Annotated in this window: 15 protein-coding genes; 8 read left to right on the top strand and 7 right to left on the bottom strand. The window is 65.1% G+C overall.

Annotated elements, in window-relative coordinates; all coding sequences use genetic code 11:
- Positions 1 to 7: 7 nt before the first annotated feature.
- Positions 8 to 1666: a Spy/CpxP family protein refolding chaperone gene (locus P6U25_RS25850; RefSeq protein ID WP_407147588.1), complete on the bottom strand. Its 1659-nt coding sequence runs from the start codon at positions 1664 to 1666 to the stop codon at positions 8 to 10.
- Between the two features lie 1283 nt (positions 1667 to 2949).
- Complete coding sequence (locus P6U25_RS25845; RefSeq protein ID WP_016841346.1) at positions 2950 to 3411, bottom strand: Lrp/AsnC family transcriptional regulator; 462 nt, start codon at positions 3409 to 3411, stop codon at positions 2950 to 2952.
- A 131-nt stretch (positions 3412 to 3542) separates the two neighbouring features.
- Between P6U25_RS25845 and P6U25_RS25840 the strand changes: the two genes are divergently transcribed.
- Together P6U25_RS25840 and P6U25_RS25835 are read left to right on the top strand one after the other, a co-directional pair.
- The gene (locus tag P6U25_RS25840; RefSeq protein ID WP_407147587.1) at positions 3543 to 5909 is read left to right on the top strand and encodes a transketolase; all 2367 of its coding nucleotides are present in this window, start codon (positions 3543 to 3545) and stop codon (positions 5907 to 5909) included.
- A 179-nt stretch (positions 5910 to 6088) separates the two neighbouring features.
- Complete coding sequence (locus tag P6U25_RS25835) at positions 6089 to 7519, top strand: aldehyde dehydrogenase family protein (RefSeq protein ID WP_407147586.1); 1431 nt, start codon at positions 6089 to 6091, stop codon at positions 7517 to 7519.
- A 117-nt stretch (positions 7520 to 7636) separates the two neighbouring features.
- Here P6U25_RS25835 and P6U25_RS25830 read toward each other — a convergent pair whose 3' ends face one another.
- On the bottom strand, positions 7637 to 8599 hold the full coding sequence (locus tag P6U25_RS25830; RefSeq protein WP_407147585.1) for an SMP-30/gluconolactonase/LRE family protein: 963 nt from the start codon (positions 8597 to 8599) through the stop codon (positions 7637 to 7639).
- A gap of 113 nt (positions 8600 to 8712) precedes the next feature.
- Here P6U25_RS25830 and P6U25_RS25825 point away from each other — a divergent pair, with 113 nt between their 5' ends.
- The gene (locus P6U25_RS25825) at positions 8713 to 9534 is read left to right on the top strand and encodes an NAD-dependent epimerase/dehydratase family protein (RefSeq protein WP_407147584.1); all 822 of its coding nucleotides are present in this window, start codon (positions 8713 to 8715) and stop codon (positions 9532 to 9534) included.
- Here P6U25_RS25825 and P6U25_RS25820 read toward each other — a convergent pair whose 3' ends face one another.
- Positions 9535 to 10245 (bottom strand): invasion associated locus B family protein, encoded by a 711-nt coding sequence (locus tag P6U25_RS25820; RefSeq protein ID WP_407147583.1) that lies wholly within the window; start codon positions 10243 to 10245, stop codon positions 9535 to 9537. It abuts the gene before it with no gap.
- Here P6U25_RS25820 and P6U25_RS25815 point away from each other — a divergent pair.
- Positions 10244 to 11947 (top strand): IlvD/Edd family dehydratase, encoded by a 1704-nt coding sequence (locus tag P6U25_RS25815; protein WP_407147582.1) that lies wholly within the window; start codon positions 10244 to 10246, stop codon positions 11945 to 11947. The genes P6U25_RS25820 and P6U25_RS25815 overlap by 2 nt on opposite strands.
- Before the next feature lie 8 nt (positions 11948 to 11955).
- On the opposite strand, the gene P6U25_RS25810 is transcribed toward P6U25_RS25815, so the two are convergent.
- Positions 11956 to 12753 carry an enoyl-CoA hydratase/isomerase family protein gene (locus P6U25_RS25810; protein WP_407152611.1) on the bottom strand — a complete coding sequence of 266 codons (798 nt, stop codon included), beginning with the start codon at positions 12751 to 12753 and terminating at the stop codon, positions 11956 to 11958.
- 252 nt (positions 12754 to 13005) lie between these two features.
- Here P6U25_RS25810 and P6U25_RS25805 point away from each other — a divergent pair, with 252 nt between their 5' ends.
- Positions 13006 to 14226 (top strand): NAD(P)/FAD-dependent oxidoreductase, encoded by a 1221-nt coding sequence (locus P6U25_RS25805; protein ID WP_407147581.1) that lies wholly within the window; start codon positions 13006 to 13008, stop codon positions 14224 to 14226.
- 89 nt (positions 14227 to 14315) lie between these two features.
- Here the strand turns inward: P6U25_RS25805 and rbsK are convergent, their stop codons facing one another.
- Both rbsK and P6U25_RS25795 read right to left on the bottom strand, forming a co-directional pair.
- Positions 14316 to 15230, bottom strand: coding sequence for a ribokinase (rbsK, locus tag P6U25_RS25800; RefSeq protein ID WP_407147580.1), 915 nt, complete (start codon positions 15228 to 15230; stop codon positions 14316 to 14318).
- A gap of 21 nt (positions 15231 to 15251) precedes the next feature.
- On the bottom strand, positions 15252 to 16145 hold the full coding sequence (locus P6U25_RS25795) for a sugar kinase (protein WP_407147579.1): 894 nt from the start codon (positions 16143 to 16145) through the stop codon (positions 15252 to 15254).
- 233 nt (positions 16146 to 16378) lie between these two features.
- Between P6U25_RS25795 and P6U25_RS25790 the strand changes: the two genes are divergently transcribed.
- From P6U25_RS25790 to P6U25_RS25780, 3 genes are all read left to right on the top strand, one after another.
- Complete coding sequence (locus tag P6U25_RS25790; protein ID WP_407147578.1) at positions 16379 to 17221, top strand: VOC family protein; 843 nt, start codon at positions 16379 to 16381, stop codon at positions 17219 to 17221.
- 382 nt (positions 17222 to 17603) lie between these two features.
- Entirely contained in the window at positions 17604 to 18308 is a 705-nt protein-coding gene (locus tag P6U25_RS25785; RefSeq protein ID WP_407147577.1) for a TetR/AcrR family transcriptional regulator, read from the top strand.
- Positions 18309 to 18606: 298 nt separating this feature from the next.
- A complete protein-coding gene (locus tag P6U25_RS25780; RefSeq protein WP_407147576.1) occupies positions 18607 to 19416 on the top strand; it encodes an ABC transporter permease in 810 nt (269 codons plus the stop codon).
- Positions 19417 to 19445 lie beyond the last annotated feature (29 nt).

Below are 19445 nucleotides of genomic sequence, written 5' to 3'. Positions count from 1 at the left end.
GCGAGCCTCACAAGCCCATCATCCGGAAGATCATGCCGCCGATATTGGGCCCGTGACGGTGGCGGCGATGATGGCTGCGCCGTGGCTCCTCGGTATCAGCGGCCATCGCCGTTGCGCCGCCATTGTGCTCGGGGCCAACAGCGTCGAACGCGGCCTTCTGCTCGTCGCTGAGCGAGTTGTAGAAGCTGTCGAGCGCCGGACGCACCGTCCCGATCGCTTGAAGCATCGTATCGAGCCTTGCGTCCACGGCCGCAAGCCGCGCCGGCGGCGTGCGCGCGTCGGTGGGCGGGCAGGACGATTTCAGCATATCCTCGGCCTTCGTCGTGGCATCGCGCAGCGCGTCGAGGCTGGCGCGCTGGGCGTCGGTCGGCTTCACATTGCGTTCGATGAGATCACCAGGCCATTCGATGGCGGCGGGCTGCGCTGGGTTGCAGGTCGCGGTATCAGCGGTGCTTTCGCGCGGTGCTCGTCCACGGCGGGCGCGCTGTTGGTCGGCCACCAGCGCGGTCACCTTTGCCTTCTGGTCGTCGCTCAACAGGCCATAGAACTTGTCGAGCGGCGGCCGCAGCGTCTCCACCGCGCTGCGCATGGCCTCAAGGCGCTGTTGCATCGCAGCCAGTCGACTCGGCGCGGTCAGCGGCACGTCCTTCGGGCACGAATTGAGGATGATCTCGGAGGCCTGCTGCGAGGCGGCAGCGAGGTCGTCGAGCGCAGCGCTCTGCTCGGCGTTGGGATCGATCGCGCTGCGGAACTGGTCGATCGGGAAGCCTGCGATGTTACGACTGTCGCTGCCGCACATGTCGGCAAGAGTAGCCGTGCCGGAACGGTTGGACGTGGTCGGCTGCCGTGAACCGCCGCGGCTCGGCAGGTAGTCGGCATAGCCGCTCAAGGCATCGTAATCATAGGGACCGAACAGGCCGGCATAGATATCGCCGTAACCGTAGTCCCAGAAATACGGGTCATAGCCCCAGCCCCACCAGGTGTAGTCGTAGAGATCGTAATAGGCGTAGGGCCAGAACACCGGGCCGACCCAGCCGTAGCCGCCATGTGGATGGCGCCACCACCAGTCTCCGCCGCGATATCCAAACGCGGCCCCCGCAGCGGCCGTCGTAATCGCGGCGCGCGCCATCGGGTTGCGCAAGCCGCCCGGCGTGTGCATGGCGGCCGTGATCCGACGCGAGGACAATGTGCGGCCGACAGCGCTGGCGTTGCGCCGCATCACGGCGGCCGATGGCGCGTGGCGGCTCGCGGCTACGCCGTGTGAGACGGCAGGATTGTGGGTGATGGCGGGATTGCGGGTGGCGTGAAATTGCCGCGCGCCGCCGCCGCGGCCGGCCGCTGGAGCGGCACGAGGCGCCGCATGAATGGTGTGAAAGCCGCCGCCGCGAACGCCTCCGCCATGGAAACCGCCGGCACCGGGCCCACCGGCGTGGAAGCCACCACCGCCGCGGAAGCCGCCGCCTCCGCCAGCGTGGAAACCTCCACCGCCACCGTGAAAGCCACCGCCGCCCCCGCCGTGAAATCCGCCGCCCCCGCCACCACCATGACCTCCGCCACCTCCGCCGCCACGGGCTGCCTCGGCAGAATCCGCAAGCAGCGCCGCCGACGCTGCTACGAGAATTGCGACGAGCGCCAACCACACGTGTCTGCGAGCAGCTCCAGCCATGGTGTTCGTTACCTCGCGTCTAGGCACTCAATAGCACCCGACATCAACACTGTACGGTGCCGCCCGGTTCCCGCCGCGACCACGCACCGCAGCAACTCTTTGCGGGCATGCCCCGCTCATGCCGAATTCGGTCCTGCTAATGATCGGGAAGTTTGCGATGAGACCGCCTGCATCTCAGCGCAGGCGCGTCGGCGAGAGGCCAGGAGCAGATTCCCGAGAGCAGCTTCGGGAATATCTGGACTGGTTCCTTCATAAAGAGCTTGGGAAATGGACAGAGCATTTCCCCTCGCGCTGCAAACCGCTCGCGCTGTAATCGATCGACGAAGCAGGAAATGATCTTGATTCGGAGGGTCCCATGCCAAGGCAGTTCGGCCTGAAACAGACAACCGCAGTGGAACGGTCGGCGTCGGCATTGTCGGCTCAAGGATCGCTCGAGATGCCTCGGCCGGTGGCGCGAGAGGAGCCGTCGACACGAGCGCAAACGTCGCAGCAGCCCGAGCCTCTCTATGCGCCTGCGAGCTGGCGGGGCAAGGCCGATCGGCGCTCGATCTCCGCCGATTGAGGCGATGCGTCGAGGCTGCTCCATCACCGTGACAATGGCTGCGGCAGGCGAGGCCTCGATCGAGGCCAATCACTGAGTTGCCCGACTGCGCAAGCCCTCGCAACAAAAATATTTCTGTTTTAAAGAAACAAAAATCGGTGTATGAATCGTCCGTCTCACCCGCCTGAGGGGCGCTTCGCGATCGTCACGAGTGCTGGGTCGGGATGCGGTGGACGCCGCTTGCGCAACTGACGAGTGCGCATACGGCGGACGGCGAAGTCGTGCAGGCCTGACGCCCTAGTGGCAGGTGTCCTGTTGCAAGACGCAATTGCGTCTTGCAACAGCGGTGACAACCAAGCCCAGTCTCGCCGGGGCGAGCACGTATAAGCCGTAACCCATCGCGCAGGGAAAGCCGGGATTGCTCCGGTTACACCTGTGGTCCTACCCCCGGTGCTACTTTTATTGCACCGGGCCCATGGGTGCGATCGGCACCCGGCTTTCCCTGCGCCCTCTACCTGATCGGAGGGCGAGATGAGATGCAAAGCTCGGACAAGTTGTGTCGCGAGAGGACGAAGTCGTGCCCTCATCCTGGCTGTCATCGCCCGGTTCAACCGGGCGACCCAGTACGCCGCGGTCTCTCGGCTCAACAACCAGCGCCTCTGGAATACTGGATCACCCGCATGCGCGGGTGATGACACCGCGCCGTCTGGCGGGGCGATGCGAGGCAACGAACACTGTCCGCCTACACCGGCAGCGCGGTCGAATACTTCACCTGGCTCAAGGCAAAACTCGACTCGATCGAGGCGATGCCGTCGAGCCGGGTCAGCTTGTTCTTGAGGAACGCCTCGTAGGAGGAGAGGTCGGCGGCGACGACGCGCAGCAGATAGTCGCGGTTGCCCGTCATCAGATAGCACTCGAGCACCTCGTCCCATTTGGAGATCGCGCGCGCGAAGCGGTTGAGGTCCTCCTCCTTCTGCCGGGCGAGCTTGATCGAGATGAAGACAGAGACATGCAGCCCGATCGATTTCTGGTCGACGGTTGCGATGTAGCGAGAGATCACGCCGCGCTCCTCGAGCAGCTTGACCCGGCGATGGCAGGGCGACACCGACAGCCCGACCTTGTCGGCGAGCTCCTGCATGGTCATGCGGCTGTCGGTTTGCAGCAGACTCAGGATCTTACGGTCGATGGCATCGAGGGCAGGCATTAGGACAAACTCGCAGGTTGAGGCCAGATCGTGGGAATTTATCCCAATTCTTCCTGTGTTGTCGCGCGGAATTGAGATTTTTGGGCCACAGGCCGGCAGTAACATCGGCGATATCGCCTGGGAGCTTTGCCATGGGAATAGCGCCTGAACGCCTCGACATGCTGTCCGCTTTGGCCCGCAAGGTGCTGTGGCTGTCGTCGTGGACGATCCACCACGCCAACCATGTCAGGCCGAACTCCGATGGCTTGAAGGTCGGCGGCCATCAGGCATCGTCCGCCTCGCTCGCCAACATCATGTCGGCGCTTTATTTCTCGGTGCTGCGCCCGCGGGACCGCGTCGCGGTGAAGCCGCATGCGAGTCCAGTCTTCCACGCGATCCAGTATCTGTTCGGGCATCAGACCCGTGACAAGCTGGAGAATTTCCGCGGCTACAAGGGTGCGCAATCCTATCCGTCGCGCACCAAGGATGCGGACGACGTCGACTTCTCCACCGGCTCTGTGGGCCTCGGCGTCGCGCAGACCTTGTTCGCCTCGCTGGTGCAGGACTACGTTAAGGCGCATGGCTGGATGGAGGATCGCCCCGAGGGCCGCATGATCGCGCTGGTCGGCGACGCCGAGATGGACGAAGGCAACATCTTCGAGGCGCTGCTCGAGGGCTGGAAGCACGGCCTGCGCAACACCTGGTGGGTGGTCGACTACAACAGGCAATCGCTCGACGCCGTGGTGCGCGAAGGGCTATGGGCCAAGTTCGAGACCATGTTCCGCAACTTCGGCTGGGACGTGGTGATCGTGAAGTACGGCAAGCTGATGCTGGAAGCGTTTGCCGAACCGGGCGGCGAGGCTTTGCGGCGCTGGATCGACAATTGTCCGAACCAGATGTACGCGGCGCTGTGCTTCCAGGGCGGCGCCGCCTTCCGCAAACACTTGCAGGACGATATCGGCGACCAGGGGCAGGTCACGGCGCTGATCGACCGCCGCAGCGACGATGAGTTGCTTGCACTGATGTCGAATCTCGGCGGCCACGACATGGCGAGCATGATCGAGGCGTTCGAAGCTGTCGATCATGATCGCCCGGTCTGCTTCATCGCCTACACCATCAAGGGCGTCGGCCTGCCGATGCAGGGCCACAAGGACAACCACGCCGGCCTGATGACGGTGGCGCAGATGGAGAAGTGGCGCACCGCGCAGAACATCCGTGTCGGCCATGAATGGGACAAGTTCGAGGGCCTGTCGCAAGATCCCGCCAAGCTCGAAGCCTTCCTGGCGGAGGCGCCGTTCAACCGCGAGGGACGTCGTCGCCTGTCGGCGCCTGAGATCGACGTGCCCGAGCAACTCGCCTTCAAAGCCTCGGCGCAGATGTCGACGCAGCAGGGCTTCGGCCTTGTGCTGCATGAGCTCGCGCGCGGCGACAGCGCGCTGGCCTCGCGCATCGTCACGGCATCGCCCGACGTCACGGTGTCGACCAATCTCGGCGCCTGGGTCAACCGCCGCGGCCTGTTCGCGAAGCTGGAGAACCACGACCTGTTCCGGCAGGAGAAGATCCCGTCCGCCTACACCTGGGAATACTCGCCGAAGGGACAGCACATCGAGCTCGGCATCGCCGAGATGAACCTGTTCATTATGCTCTCCGCGCTCGGGCTGTCGCACCAGATCAATGGCGTGCGGCTGCTGCCGGTCGGCACGCTCTACGATCCCTTCATCGAGCGCGGCCTCGATGCGCTGAACTATGCCTGCTATCAGGATGCCCGCTTCATGGTGGCCGCGACGCCGTCGGGCGTGTCGCTGGCGCCGGAGGGCGGCGCGCACCAGTCGATCAAGACGCCGCTGATTGGGATCGCGCAGGACGGGCTCGCCTCGTTCGACCCGGCCTTCGTCGATGAACTTGCCGTGATCATGGCTTTCGGCTTCCAGCACATGCAGCGCGAGGGCGCGGATGGCGGATCGGTTTACTTGCGGCTCTCGACGCGCACGATCGAGCAGCCACAGCGGATCATGACGCCGGACCTGCGGCGCGACATCACCGACGGCGCCTACTGGCTGCGCAAGCCGGGCCCGAATTGCGATCTGGTGGTGGTCTATACCGGGACCGTCGCGCCCGAGGCGATCGAGGCGGTGGGCCTGATCGGCGAAAGCCATCGCGATGTTGGCCTCCTGGCGGTCACCTCCGCCGATCGCCTCTATGCCGGTTGGTCCGCGGCGCGGAATTTGCGCCGCGACCGGCGCGGCGTACAGCATTTGAGTCATATCGAGCGGTTGCTCGCGCCGCTTGGCCGCGACTGCGGCATCGTGACCGTGATCGACGGCCATCCGGCCTCGCTCGGCTGGCTCGGAAGTGTACGCGGTCATCGGGTTGAAGCGCTCGGCGTCGAGCATTTCGGCCAGACCGGGACGATCGGCGACCTCTATCGCCACTACGGCATCGACGCCAACGCGATCATCGACGCCGCCGAAAGCCTCTCCGTCGGCGCCCCGGTGCGGCATCGCAAGATGGCGGTGTGACGGCGAAGGCGAGGGACGGGCGGCGAGGCTTGCCACGCGCGCGGCGACGATCTTATATCCGCGGTGCGCGCACGAGCCGCGTCCCGCATATGGCGGGTTCAATTCGCCCGGCTTTCGTGCAAGGATGCCTGCCGAACGCTTCCGTTCCCTTTCCATACGCCCCGTACAAGAGGTTTCCGATGGTCAATCGCATGCAATTCTACATCGATGGCGCCTGGGTCGATCCGGTCGTCAAGAAGTCCACCCCGGTCGTCAATCCGGCGACCGAAGAGGCGATGTATGAGGTTGCGCTCGGCTCGAAGGCCGATCTGGACAAAGCGGTCGCCGCCGCCAAGCGCGCGTTCGAAACCTATTCCAAGACCAGCCGCGAGGAACGCATCGCGCTGCTCACCAAGATCGTCGAGGTCTACAAGGGCCGCATGAAGGAGATCGGTGCCGCCGTCTCCGACGAGATGGGCGCGCCGCTGCCGATGGCGGAAAAGCTGCAGGCCGGTGCCGGCCTCGGCCATCTCATGAACACTCTCGAAGTGCTCAAGAAGTACGATTTCGAGGAGACCATGGGCACGGCCGTGATCGTGCGCGAGCCGGTCGGCGTCGTCGGTATGATCACGCCCTGGAACTGGCCGCTCAACCAGATCGCCTGCAAGGTTGCGCCCGCGCTCGCCGCCGGCTGCACCATGATCCTGAAGCCGTCCGAATTCACTCCGACCTCGGCGCTGATCTTCGCCGAAATTCTCCATGAAGCCGGCGTGCCGAAGGGCGTGTTCAACCTCGTCAACGGCCTCGGCCCGGAGGTTGGCGCCGCGATGAGCGAGCACCCGGATATCGACATGATCTCGTTCACCGGCTCAACCCGCGCCGGCGTCGACGTCGCCAAGCGCGCTGCGCCGACCGTGAAGCGTGTCAGCCAGGAGCTCGGCGGCAAGTCGCCGAACGTCATCCTCGAAGGCGCCGACCTGACCAAGGCGGTGACCGGCGGCGTGATGCACATGTTCAACAACTCGGGCCAATCCTGCAACGCGCCGTCGCGCATGATCGTGCCGCTCTCCAAGATGAAGGAAGTGGCCGCGATCGCGAAGGGCGTTGCTGACAAAACCAAGGCCGGCGATCCGCGCGCGGCCGACACCACGATCGGTCCGGTCGTCAACCGCGGTCAGTGGGACAAGATCCAGGCGCTGATCCAGAAGGGCATCGACGAGGGCGCAACGCTCGTCGCCGGAGGTCCGGGCCTGCCCGAGGGCGTCAACAAGGGCTTCTACGTTCGCCCGACCATCTTCGCCGACGTCACCAATGAGATGACGATCGCCCGCGAAGAGATCTTCGGGCCGGTGCTGACCATCATCGGCGCCAAGGACGAAGCCGACGCCGTGAGGATCGCCAACGACACACCGTATGGCCTCGCCGGTTACGTCTCGGCCGATACCGTGGAGAGCGCGCGCCGCGTCGGGCGTCAGATCCGCGCCGGCAACGTCAACCTGCAGGGCGTGCCGAACGAGCGCACCGCGCCGTTCGGCGGTTACAAGCAGTCCGGCAACGGCCGCGAGTGGGGCCGCTACGGTCTGGAAGAGTATCTCGAGGCCAAGGCCGTCGCGGGCTACAACGCGGCGTAAGCCGACCCACGAGAGAGGCGATTTCGGCGCCGGGGCGGATCACCGCTCCGGCGTCAGGCATTTTGAAGGTAGGAGTTTTCATCGTCGTCCCGGCGAAGGCCGAGACGACGACAACGATCAACCGCCGAGCGCACCTTGGGTATTCACATAGAGTGCATAGATCGACTGGCTCGCCGCCATGAACAGGCGGTTGCGCTTCAATCCACCGAAGCAGAGATTGGCGCAGCGCTCCGGCAGCGCGATGCGACCGATCATGACGCCGTCGGGTGCGAACACGACGACGCCGTCGAGCTCGGGATCGCCCATGCCCCAGCCGCACCAGAGATTGCCGTCGATGTCGCAGCGCATGCCGTCGGGCGTGCCCGGGCCGGCATCGATGAACACGCGCTTGTTGGAAATCGTCGCGCCATCCGGCGACACGTCATAGGCGAGGATCTTGCGGTTCGGCACACCGCGGGATTCCACGACGTAGAGAATCTTCTCATCCGGCGAGAAGCACAGCCCGTTCGGTCCCAGCACGCCCTCGGCGACGATGGTGGCTTTGCCGGTCTCGGGATCGAGCCGGTAGACATTGGGGTCGATCTCGGGCTCGGCCTTGTAGCCTTCGTAGTTGCCGAGCAGGCCGAAGGTCGGATCGGTGAACCAGATCGAGCCGTCGGATTTCACCACGACGTCGTTCGGCGAGTTCAGCCGCTTGCCGCCATAGGAGTCGACCAGCACCGTGATCGAGCCGTCATATTCGGTGCGCACCACGCGGCGGCCGCCGTGCTCGCAGGTGATCAGCCGGCCCTGGCGGTCGCGAGTGTTGCCGTTGGCGAAGTTCGAGGGTTTTCGGAAGATGCTGACCGCGCCGGTCTCTTCCTCCCACCTGATGATGCGCTGGTTCGGAATGTCGCTGCACAGCAGATAGCGCCCGTCGCCGAACCATACCGGACCTTCGGCCCAGCGCAGCCCGGTGGCGAGCCGTTCCACCGCGGACAGTTTCAGCCAGTACTTCTCGAAGCGCGGATCGAGCGCGTGGATCGCCGGGTCGGGATAGCAGGTCGCCGGACGCCAGCCGGCGGAATGAGCATCGGACATTTGCTGTTCTCGTTGTTGTGTTTTGTCGGTGTTTCCTTGGGCGATTGGTTTGCTATCATTGTCGGCCTGCGACCGCAATTCAGTCGCGGCAAACGCGAAGAACGAGGGACGGAATGTCACGCATATTGATGACCGGCGCGTCGGGTGGAATCGGCACCAGCCTGCGCAAGCTGCTGCCGCCGATCTATCCGGACCTGCTGTTGAGCGACATCAAGCCGCCAGCCGATCTCGGCAAGAACGAGCAGTTTAAGGCCGCAGACCTTGCCGATCTCGCGCAGGTCGAGGCGATCTGCGAGGGCGTCGAGGGCATCCTGCATTTCGGCGGCTATTCGGTCGAGGGCCCCTGGGATTCGATCCTGCAATCCAACATCATCGGCTGCTACAATCTGTTCGAGGCGGCGCGGAAGAGGGGCGTCAAGCGCGTGATCTTTGCCTCGTCCAATCATGCCGTCGGCTTCTACCCGCGCCACCACCGCATCGGTACCGACGTCACCGCGCGGCCGGACAGCCGCTACGGCGTCAGCAAGGTGTTCGGCGAGGCGGTCGGTGCGCTCTACGCCGACAAGCACGGGCTCAAGGTCACTTGCCTGCGGATCGGCAATTTCGGCGAGCAGCCGCTCGATCACCGTCGGCTCTCGATCTGGCTCAAGCCTGACGATCTCGTGCAGCTCTGTCGCATCGGGCTCGAGCATCCCGACATCCATTTCGAGATCTTCTACGGCGCCTCCTACAATGAGCGCGCGTGGTGGGACAATCACCGTGCCTACGATCTCGGCTATCGTCCGACCGGCCGCGCCGAGGATTTCCGCGAGCACGCGATGGCCGAGCAGGCCAAGCTGCCGCCGGATCCGGTCGGCGACTTCTACCAGGGCGGCTCGTTCTGCAGCATGGAGTTCGACGGCGACAAGGGAAGGGTGATCGACTGGAAGAAATAATCAGTCCTCGCATGACGGGAGCTGCGGGGGAGCCTGCTTTGCGCTTTGCGGGTTTCCAGGCCCGTCAAAGGCCTGGGCGAAGTGGGTGAGCGGAAAGGAGAGGTTGATCGTCTGGCCGGTCAGGCTCTTTGCTTCCATCGTCACCGCTTGCGCATGCTTCAGCCGCGTGACCAGCTCGCCGTCGGCTTCGTACGTGCCGCCGCAGCCCAGGGTGTAGCAATGCGGCTTCGCGATCCGGATCGGATCATCCTGGTCGATCCGGAGGCTGATCGCGCCTTCCAGCATGGTCCGCGTTGCGACATTCGCGGTCAGAAGCACGCGTTTGCTGTTTTGCGGCGAGACGCTGATGGTGCCGCCCGACGGCGAGCATTGGCCGCGGGCGCTGGCGCTGACGAAGCAGCTCGCCTGAGTCAGGCAAACCTTGGTCCAGGGTTCATAGGCGAGCTGCGTCGCGCGCGCATCGGCCGCTCTGCCAAGTCCCGGACATGCGAGAGACGCGACGAGCGACCCAAGCAAGAAAAGCCATTGGCGCATTGCCGTCTCCTCTGCCATCAGCGGGGCACGTATTCCGCCAATGCGGCTTTTTCTCGTTGGCGATGCGTGCGAGACCATCACGGCGCGTGAGGCGTAACTCGGGACTAGCTCATCGCGTATTGACAACAATTCCCTCGACTCCTTTAGTGCGGCAAACAACCACGGGAACTGCAACATGGCCGACGGACTTCGCAAGGGACTGACGAGCTATGGCGATGCCGGTTTCTCGCTGTTCCTGCGCAAGGCTTTCATCAAGGCGATGGGCTATTCGGACGACGCGCTCAATCGCCCGATCGTCGGCATCACCAACACGTACAGCGACTACAATCCGTGCCACGGCAATGTTCCGCAGATCATCGAGGCGGTGAAGCGCGGCGTGATGCTGTCGGGCGCGATGCCGTTCGTGTTCCCGACGATTTCGATCGCCGAAAGCTTCGCGCATCCGACCTCGATGTATCTGCGCAACCTGATGGCGATGGACACTGAGGAGATGATCCGCGCGCAGCCGATGGATGCCGTGGTCGTGATCGGCGGCTGTGACAAGACGCTGCCGGCGCAGATTATGGCGGCGGTCAGCGCCGATCTGCCGACCGTCGTCATTCCGGTCGGGCCGATGGTGGTCGGCCATCACAAGGGCGAGGTGCTCGGCGCCTGCACCGATTGCCGCAGGCTGTGGGCCAAGTATCGCGCCGGCGAGATCGACGACCACGAGATCGAGGCGGTGAATGGCCGCCTCGCGCCGTCGGTCGGCACCTGCATGGTGATGGGCACGGCCTCGACCATGGCCTGCATCACGGAGGCGCTCGGGCTGTCGCTGCCGATGAGCGCGACGATCCCGGCGCCGCACGCCGAACGCTTCCGGTCCGCGGAAGCCAGCGGCCGCGTCGCGGCGGCGATGGCGAAATCCAAGGGACCGAAGCCGAGCGAGATACTCACCCCCGCCTCGTTCCGCAACGCCCAGATCGTCATGCAAGCGATCGGCGGCTCGACCAACGGGCTCATTCATCTGACCGCGATCGCCAACCGGACGCCCCACAAGATCGATCTCGAGGCGTTCGACAAGCTCGGCCGCGAGGTGCCGGTGCTGGTCGACCTGAAGCCGTCTGGCGAGCACTACATGGAGCATTTCCATCACGCCGGCGGCGTGCCGAAGCTGATGGGGCAGCTCGGCGATCTCATCGATCTCGACGCCAGGACCATCACCGGCCAGACCTTGCGCGAGGTCGTTGCCGGCGCGGAGGAGGTGCCGGGCCAAGATGCGATCCGTCCCAAGGCCAATCCGATCAAGTCCGAGGGCGCGATGGCGATCCTGCACGGCAACCTTGCGCCGCGCGGCGCCGTGATCAAGCAGTCGGCGGCGAGCCCGAAGCTGTTGCAGCATACGGGACGCGCCGTGGTGTTCGAATCCGTCGAGGACATGACGCTGCGGGTCGACGATCCTGCGCTGGAGGTGACGGCCGACGACGTGCTGGTGCTGCGCAACGCCGGCCCCAAGGGCGCGCCGGGCATGCCGGAGGCGGGCTACCTGCCGATTCCGAAGAAGCTCGCGCGGGCCGGCGTCAAGGACATGGTCCGCATCTCCGACGCGCGGATGAGCGGGACTGCATTCGGCACCATCGTGCTGCACATCACGCCGGAGTCGGCGGTCGGCGGACCGCTGGCACTGGTGAAGAGCGGCGATATGATCAGGCTCGATGTCGCCAAGCGCAGCATCGACCTTCTGGTCGATGAAGCCGAATTGCAGAAGCGTCGCGCCGCGCTGGCACCTGCGACGACCCCGGGCTGGGCCAAGCGCGGCTATGCGCATCTCTTCAACGAGACGATCCTGCAAGCGGACGAGGGCTGCGATTTCGACTTCATGCGCGCCAAGGGCAGGTAGCCGGCCCCTTACTTCGACTTGCTGGTGAACTTCTTCACCGCGACGCGGAACTCCTCGGTGTTCATGCAGCCGATGATCGCGTCGCGCTCGGCGTCGAGCTGTGCCTCGATCGACGTGGTCGGCGCATGATGGATCAGCGCCTTGGTAGCGGCGAGGCCGGCGGGCGCGTTCTGCGCCAGCCGTAGTGCGAATTCCCGCGTGGCCGCCTTGAGTTCGACGGCCGGCACGACCTTGGCGACCAGCCCCCACTGCTGGGCCTGCTGCGCGGTAAAGCTGTCCTCGGCGAGGAATATCTGCAACGCACGCCGCGGGCCGACGCTGGCGGCAAGGCCCGCGGTGCCGCCGCCATCCGGCGAGACGCCGATCTTGGCGTAGGCCGGCGTGAAACGGGCATCCTCGGCAGCGATGCAGAGGTCGGCGACGAAGGCGAGCGACAGGCCGGCGCCGGCCGCCGAGCCATGCACGCTCGCGAGCACCAGCTTGGGCATCCGCCGCAGCATGGTGATGAAAGCGTGATAGTGCTGAAGCATCTCGCCGACGACGGGCGCGATCGTGTTGGCCTCGGCCGCCGCGCCGATGGTCTGCAAGTCGCCGCCGGCGCAGAAGGCGCGGCCTTCGCCTTCGATCACAAGCACGCGGACGTCCTTGTTGGCCTCGACTTGCGCGCCGAGCTGCTCGAGCTTCTTCGCAATCGACATGTCGATCGCGTTGAACGCGGCCGGCCGGTTCAGCGTGATGGTGGCGATGGCGCCGTCAATTCGGAGCAGGGCGGGTTCGGGGGTGGGGGTGGCGGCGGAGGCGGGCATATCAAGGACCTTGGGCTCGTCGTTTCCAGCCATTTAAGGCCCTGGCGCGACCGGTGGCAATCCGGCCCGGGAGCGTTTCGGCACCCCGATTTGGCAGAGACCCCCCTTGCGCCGGCGCGAGCCATGAGGCCAAATGGCGCCGCCTTCGGTACGCAGACACGAGCGCTGTGGGGACGGGGCAAGCAAGCTAAACATCGACGGAGAGGAAAACGGCATGGGTCACTCCTGCTCGCGCGTATCTGGGTTGTTCCGATGACAACGGGTGCGGTCATCGTCGTCGGCGCGGGGCACGCCGGCTTCCAGCTCGCCGCGTCGCTGCGCCAGGGCGGCTTCGCCGAGCGCATTGTGCTGCTCAACGACGAGGGGCACCTGCCGTATCAGCGGCCGCCGCTGTCGAAGGCTTATCTGAAGGGAACCGGCGGGCCCGACAGCCTGATGTTCCGGCCCGACAAGTTCTACCAGGACAACCGGATCGAGCTGATCACCGATCGCGCCCATGCAATCGACCGTCATGCGCGCAAAGTGACGCTCACCTCGGGCAACTCGCTCGACTACGGCCATCTGGTGTTCGCCACCGGTGCGCGGAACCGGCTGCTCGATATTCCGAACGCCAAGCTCGATGGGGTGCGATATCTGCGCACGCTCGACGAGAGCGAGGCGCTGCGCCATCTGCTCGCGCCCGGCATGCGAGTCGTTGTCATCGGCGCCGGCTTCATCGGGCTTGAATTCGCCGCCACCGCGCGCGGCAAGGGCCTCGAGGTCGACGTGGTCGAATTGGCCTCGCGGGTGATGGCGCGGGCCGTGACTGCTGAGATCTCCGAGTTCTCGCAGTCCCGGCACACCGCTGCCGGAATTCGCATTCATCTCGGCGTGCAGGTGACCGGCATCGAGGCCGATGGTGCCAAGGTCACCGGCGTCAGCCTGAGCAATGGCACGCACGTTCCGGCCGATCTGGTGGTGGTCGGCGTCGGTGTGCTGCCGAATGTCGAGCTCGCCGCGGAGGCCGGGCTGCCGGTGGCCTCCGGCATCATCGTCGACGAATATCTGGCGACCGCGGACCCCAACGTCTCGGCGATCGGCGATTGCGCGCTCTACACCAGCAAGCGCTTCGGCGGATCGCTGCGGCTGGAGTCGGTGCAGAACGCGACCGACCATGCGCGCTGCGTGGCGTCGCGGCTGACCGGCAAGAAGGAGGTCTACGACGGCCTGCCGTGGTTCTGGAGCGACCAGGGCCCCGACAAGCTGCAGATGGCCGGTCTCACCACGGGCTACGACCGCGTCGTGGTGCGCGGCGACCGCGCGCAGGGGCAGTTCTCCGCGTTCTGCTACCGCGGGGATACGCTGCTCGGCATCGAATCGGTCAACCGCGCCGGCGATCACATGTTCGGCCGCCGGCTGCTCGGCGCAGGACGCTCGATCACGCCGGAGCAGGCGAGGGATATGAGCTTCGATCTGAAGAGCGCCTTGGCGTGATCCGGTAGGGTGGACAAAGCGACTGCGTGCCCACCTTCACGAGTACAGTGCTTGATGGTGGGCACGGCGCTGTCGCGCCTTCGCCCACCCTACCGGCTCGCAGAGAGCGCATTCTCCACCTCTTTCGCCGTCGGCATCGACGGCGCGGCGCCCATCCGCTGCACGCAGATCGAGGCGGCGATGTTGGCATAGGCGAGCGCATCGCGCAGCGGCTTGCCGATGGCGAGCTGCGAGGCGAGCGCGCCGACGAAGCAATCGCCGGCGCCTGTGGTGTCGACGGCCTTCACCTCGCGGCCGGGAATCAGCAGCGGCTCGCGCTCAACCAGCGCCAGCACGCCGCGTTTGCCGAGCGTGACGCAGACGATCTTGTCAGGTGCCAGGGCTCTTGCCGCCTCGGCGAAGCGCCCGGGCGCGTCGCTGTCGCGCAGCTCCATGCCGCTGAGGAAGCCGAGCTCGGTCTCGTTGAGGATCAGGATATCGACGAGGTCGAGCAGGGTGGCGTCGGCCTTCTTTGCCGGCGCCGGATTGAGAACCGTGGTGGCGCCGGCGGCGCGGGCGCGTGCGAAGAAAGATGCGATCGCCGGCAGCGGGATCTCGAACTGGCTGACCGCGATGTCACCCTTGGTGAGGGCAGGCGCTGCGACGTCGTCAGCATCGACTTTGGCATTGGCGCCGGGCACCACTACGATGGTGTTGTCGGCGTTGGCGACGGTGATGATCGCGGTGCCGGAATGGGTGCCGGGTGTGTCCTTGACGAAGGCGAGGTCGACGCCTTGCGCAGTGAGGAAGGCTCTCAGCTCCTGCCCGAATGCATCTGCTCCGAGCCGGCCGACCAGCGTGGTCGGTGCGCCAAGCTTGGCCGACGCCACGGCCTGGTTGGCGCCCTTGCCGCCGGGGAAGTAGAGCACGGCGTCACCGGCTACGGTCTCACCGATCCGCGGATGGCGCTCCGTGGTGGCCACCACGTCCATATTGATGCTGCCGGCGACAAAGACGCGCCCCATGCCTCGCTCCATTCAGCCGCGTCAGACTGCGGCACGAAACTCCCGCCTGACCGCCTCGATGTCGGCGAGCGTCGGCAAACCCGCCTCGTTGCCAAGCTTCTGGATCTTGTAGGTCGACGCCGCGCGGGCGAACTCAAAATGCTCGCGCCAGGCTTTGGTCGGGTCGAGGAGATAGGAATAGATGTAGGCGCCGTGGAAGACGTCGCCGGCGCCGTTGGTGTCGATCACGCGCGTGCGCGAAATCGGCAGCGCCGGCAGGGTGCGCGTCACGCCCGCCTCGTCATACCAGAGCAGGCCGCGCTCGCCCATGGTGATGCCGCCGACGCGGCAGCCGCGGCCCTTGAGATAGTCGAGCATCTGCTCCGGCGTCTTGTCCATCTGCTCGCACAGACGTTCGGCGACGATCGCGATATCGATGAATTGCAGCAGCTCATGGGTGTTGGTCCGCAACCCGCCGCCGTCGAGCGAGGTCAAAATGCCGTCCTCGCGGCAGAGCTTGGCATAGTGGATCGCGGCGTCTGGCTGATGGCCGTCGATGTGCAGCGCGCGGCAGCCCTTCAGGTTGAGCAGCGGAAACGGGTGGATGTGCTGGTCGTCGCGGCAGCGCACGATCGCGCGCTTGCCGTCCTTGGGCATGATGAAGGAGAGCGACGAGGAGTTGACCTTGCGGGGGTGGAACGAGATGCCATACCGGTCGGCCATGTCCCAGAACATCCGCCCCAGCCAATCATTGGCCATGGTGGCAATCAGGTCCGGCTGAATGCCGAGCTTGGCGCAGCAGAATGCCGCGGTCACGGCATTGCCGCCGAACGACACCGCATATCGGTCGGCGACGTGCTTCTCGTCGCCTGTCGGCATGTGGTCGGTGATGAAGGTGACGTCGATATAGGTCTGTCCGATGAAGAGGGCCTGCATTCGCTTTCCGTCGTGGCTTGCTGTGATCCCGGCCGGTGTTCCAGATTAGCATTGCTGGTCGGCCGATATCGCTGAAAATATTCGCAAACCTACCTGGTTTGCGGGTAGAGATGACGCGGGTGCGCGGATTGAGGGCCGTTTTGGCATTCGGCATAACGGCCGGCCGCGCTCCACGGTTCCGGGTTGCGGCGTAAGGAGAACACAATGACGGCAGAATCGGGGAGGCGGCGGCCATGATCAGCAGTCTCGATCACGTCGTCGTCCTGACCGGCGACATCGCCGCTGCCAGCGCCGCCTATGAGACGCTGTTTGCCCGCGCGCCCGCCTGGCGCAACAGCGGCGACGGCGCGGATCGCGTGCTATTCACGCTCGACAACACGACGCTGGAACTGATGGCACCGCGCGGCGATGACGCCGCGGCCCAGCATGTCCGCAGCGCACTCGCCACACAGGGCGAAGGGCTGGCGAGCCTCTGTTTCCGCACCGTTGATATTGCCAAGATGCAGCGCCGGCTCGACCGCATGGCGCTGAAGCCGGAGCCGATCGCCGAGGTGGAAAGCCGTGACGAGACCAGCGGCGCCGTGCTGTCGTGGCGACGCACGCGTGCGGCGACCGATGCGACGCGGGGCGTGCGCATGTTCTTCCTGGAGCGGGCGAAGGAGCGGCCGCTGTCGGTGCGCACGACGCCCGCCTCGATCACTGCGATGGACCATGTGGTGGTCTCGACCGCTGATCCGGAACGCGCCGCCGCGCTGTATGGTGCCCGGCTCGGGCTCGACATGGCGCTCGACCGCTCGCATCCGGACTGGGGCCGGCTGATGTTCTTCCGCTGCGGCGATCTGATCGTCGAGGTCACGCACAAACCCGGCAAAGCCGAGGCCGATGCGCCCGACCGGCTGCGCGGCATCTGCTGGCGCGTCGCCGACATCGACGCCACGCATGCGCGGCTGGTTGCCGCCGGCGTCGATGTCTCCGAGGTGCGCACCGGCCGCAAGCCGGGCACCAAGGTGATGACGGTGCGCAGTGGCACCTGCGGCGTGCCGACGCTGCTGGTGCAGCCGTCGAAGGCGGAGTGAGGAAGGGCGGCCTTGTCGAGCCGCGTCACGATCGTCCAGGTCTAGCCCGCGCAGTTCACGTGCCGTCGTCCCGGCGAAGGCCGGGACCCATACGCTGCGGCTTTTGTTGTGAATGGCACTCGTCGCTCCAGCATCGCACAACGATGAGCATTTGTGGTTATGGGTCCTGGCTTTCGCCAGGACGACGCTGGGAATAAGCCTCGCTCGATGTCTCCGGCCGTCATCGCGAGCAGCGAAGCGACGAAGCAATCCATTGCTCCGCATGTGCGGGCGCTAGGCGTCAGGCCTGCTTGGACTTTCACCCACGATCATCACAACATTCATTCTCAAACCTTGCGCGCCGTGCTACATTCATACATTCAGCATCACTGAGCGATCGATTTTGGCCAAGGCAAAGCGAATATTGAAATGGCAGCGCGACCCCGAAGGAATGCGGTTGCGCATTCTCGAGGCCGCGAAGCAGGAATTTGCCGCGCATGGCCTCGCCGGCGCACGCGTCGACCGCATCGCGGAGATGGCCGGCGCCAACAAGCGCATGCTGTACTACCACGTCGGCAACAAGGAGGATCTTTATCTCGAGGTGCTGGAAGGCGCCTATGAGAAGATCCGCGCCGAGGAACGCACGCTTGATCTCGAGCACCTCGATCCGCCCGAGGCGATCGCGCGGCTGATCGATTTCACCTGGAACTATTTTCTGCGGAATCCGGAGTTCCTGGCGCTGCTGAACACGGAAAACCTGTCGAAGGCCAGGCATCTGAAGCGCTCGACCAAGGTCAAGTCGATGCATTCGCCGTTCGTCGAGATGATCCGCACCGTGGTGACGCGCGGGGTGGAGAGCGGCGACTTTCGCGTCGCGGTCGATCCGGTGCAGCTCTATATCTCGATCGCCGGACTGGCGTTTTTCTATCTCTCCAACAGCGCGACGCTCAGCGTGATCTTCGGCCGCGACTTGCTGAGGAAGGAGGCGCGTGACGAGCGTCTCGAGCACATGATCGCGCTGGTGCTGGCGGCGCTGACCGGCAAGTCCACGGCCGCGTTCGGCAAGGCGAACATGCCTGCGCTGCAGCCGGTACATCAGGCGATGTGAGGCCGGGCTCCACCGCAGCCGTCATTGCGGGGAGTTCGCAACAAAATTGCAAAGCAATTTTGCGCTGAAGCGACGAAGCGATCCATCTCTCGACTTGCGGTGAGATGGATTGCTTCGGTTCGCTCGCAATGACGGCGTAGCCCGGGCTTCACTGCGCTTCATCACGGCTACGGATTGTCGACGGTAAAATTTGCACCTGACGAAAGTAGCGGGATTTCGGTGCGCGCCGGGGGCTGGACAGTATTTATCCAACGGGTTAATTTCCGGCCGAACAATAGGCGATGCGAGGGAGCGTGGCGTGGCGGAGGCGAAGAGCCCTTCAGGCGTGTCGAAGGTGCTGAATGCGGCGTGGGTGCGCCCGTTGCTATTCCTGGTCGTCATCGTGGCGGCGTGGGATCTCTCGATCCGCCTCTTCCAAATCCCGGCCTATCAGATCCCGTCACCCGGCGACGTCGTCGCGGTGCTCTGGAGCGACTGGCCGGAGCTTTTGCAGCAGTCCTGGCCGACCACCTATGCGACCATCTGCGGCTTCCTGCTTTCGGCGCTGTTCGGCATTCCCGTCGCGATGCTGATCGCAGGCTCGAAGACGGTGGAGAGCTACGTCTATCCGCTGCTAGTGTTCTCGCAGTCGGTGCCGAAGATTGCGATCGCGCCGCTGTTCGTGGTGTGGTTCGGCTTCGGCATCATTCCCAAGGTGATCTCGGCATTCCTGCTCGGTTTCTTCCCGGTGGTGGTCTCGGCGGTGCAGGGCTTCAAGTCGGTCGATCCCGACATGGTCGATCTGGCGCGCGCGATGCAGGGCAGCCGCTTCCAGGTGTTCCGCACCGTCAACCTGCCGCATGCGATGCCCGCGATCTTCTCCGGCTTGAAAGTATCGGTGACGCTTGCCGTGGTCGGCGCCGTCGTCGGCGAATTCGTCGGCTCCAATTCCGGCATCGGTTATGTGATGCAGCGCTCGATCGGCACGTTCGACCTGCCGACGATGTTCGCGGCGCTGGTGATCCTGGCGCTGCTCGGCGTGATCCTGTTCTGGATCGTCGACCGCATCGAGCGCCTGGTGATCCCCTGGCACGTCAGCCAGCGCGACGACATCATCTTCGCTTCGTAGGATTTTCGTAGAAGAACAACGGCGCCATT

This window comes from Bradyrhizobium sp. ORS 86 (genome assembly GCF_045571475.1).
Taxonomy (GTDB): Bacteria; Pseudomonadota; Alphaproteobacteria; order Rhizobiales; family Xanthobacteraceae; genus Bradyrhizobium.
The sequence above is the reverse complement of the archived record's forward strand: the minus strand, read 5'-3'. Positions and strand labels throughout refer to the sequence as shown.

Excerpts from the sequence above, each read along its gene's own strand:
- P6U25_RS25850 (WP_407147588.1), bottom strand. The coding sequence starts at position 1,666 with ATGGCTGGAGCTGCTCGCAGACACGTGTGGTTGGCGCTCGTCGCAATT.
- P6U25_RS25845 (WP_016841346.1), bottom strand. The coding sequence starts at position 3,411 with ATGCCTGCCCTCGATGCCATCGACCGTAAGATCCTGAGTCTGCTGCAA.
- P6U25_RS25835 (WP_407147586.1), top strand. The coding sequence starts at position 6,089 with ATGGTCAATCGCATGCAATTCTACATCGATGGCGCCTGGGTCGATCCG.
- P6U25_RS25825 (WP_407147584.1), top strand. The coding sequence starts at position 8,713 with ATGTCACGCATATTGATGACCGGCGCGTCGGGTGGAATCGGCACCAGC.
- rbsK (WP_407147580.1), bottom strand. The coding sequence starts at position 15,230 with ATGGGGCGCGTCTTTGTCGCCGGCAGCATCAATATGGACGTGGTGGCC.
- P6U25_RS25815 (WP_407147582.1), top strand. The coding sequence starts at position 10,244 with ATGGCCGACGGACTTCGCAAGGGACTGACGAGCTATGGCGATGCCGGT.
- P6U25_RS25820 (WP_407147583.1), bottom strand. The coding sequence starts at position 10,245 with ATGTTGCAGTTCCCGTGGTTGTTTGCCGCACTAAAGGAGTCGAGGGAA.
- P6U25_RS25805 (WP_407147581.1), top strand. The coding sequence starts at position 13,006 with ATGACAACGGGTGCGGTCATCGTCGTCGGCGCGGGGCACGCCGGCTTC.
- P6U25_RS25830 (WP_407147585.1), bottom strand. The coding sequence starts at position 8,599 with ATGTCCGATGCTCATTCCGCCGGCTGGCGTCCGGCGACCTGCTATCCC.
- P6U25_RS25790 (WP_407147578.1), top strand. The coding sequence starts at position 16,379 with ATGATCAGCAGTCTCGATCACGTCGTCGTCCTGACCGGCGACATCGCC.
- P6U25_RS25810 (WP_407152611.1), bottom strand. The coding sequence starts at position 12,753 with ATGCCCGCCTCCGCCGCCACCCCCACCCCCGAACCCGCCCTGCTCCGA.
- P6U25_RS25795 (WP_407147579.1), bottom strand. The coding sequence starts at position 16,145 with ATGCAGGCCCTCTTCATCGGACAGACCTATATCGACGTCACCTTCATC.
- P6U25_RS25840 (WP_407147587.1), top strand. The coding sequence starts at position 3,543 with ATGGGAATAGCGCCTGAACGCCTCGACATGCTGTCCGCTTTGGCCCGC.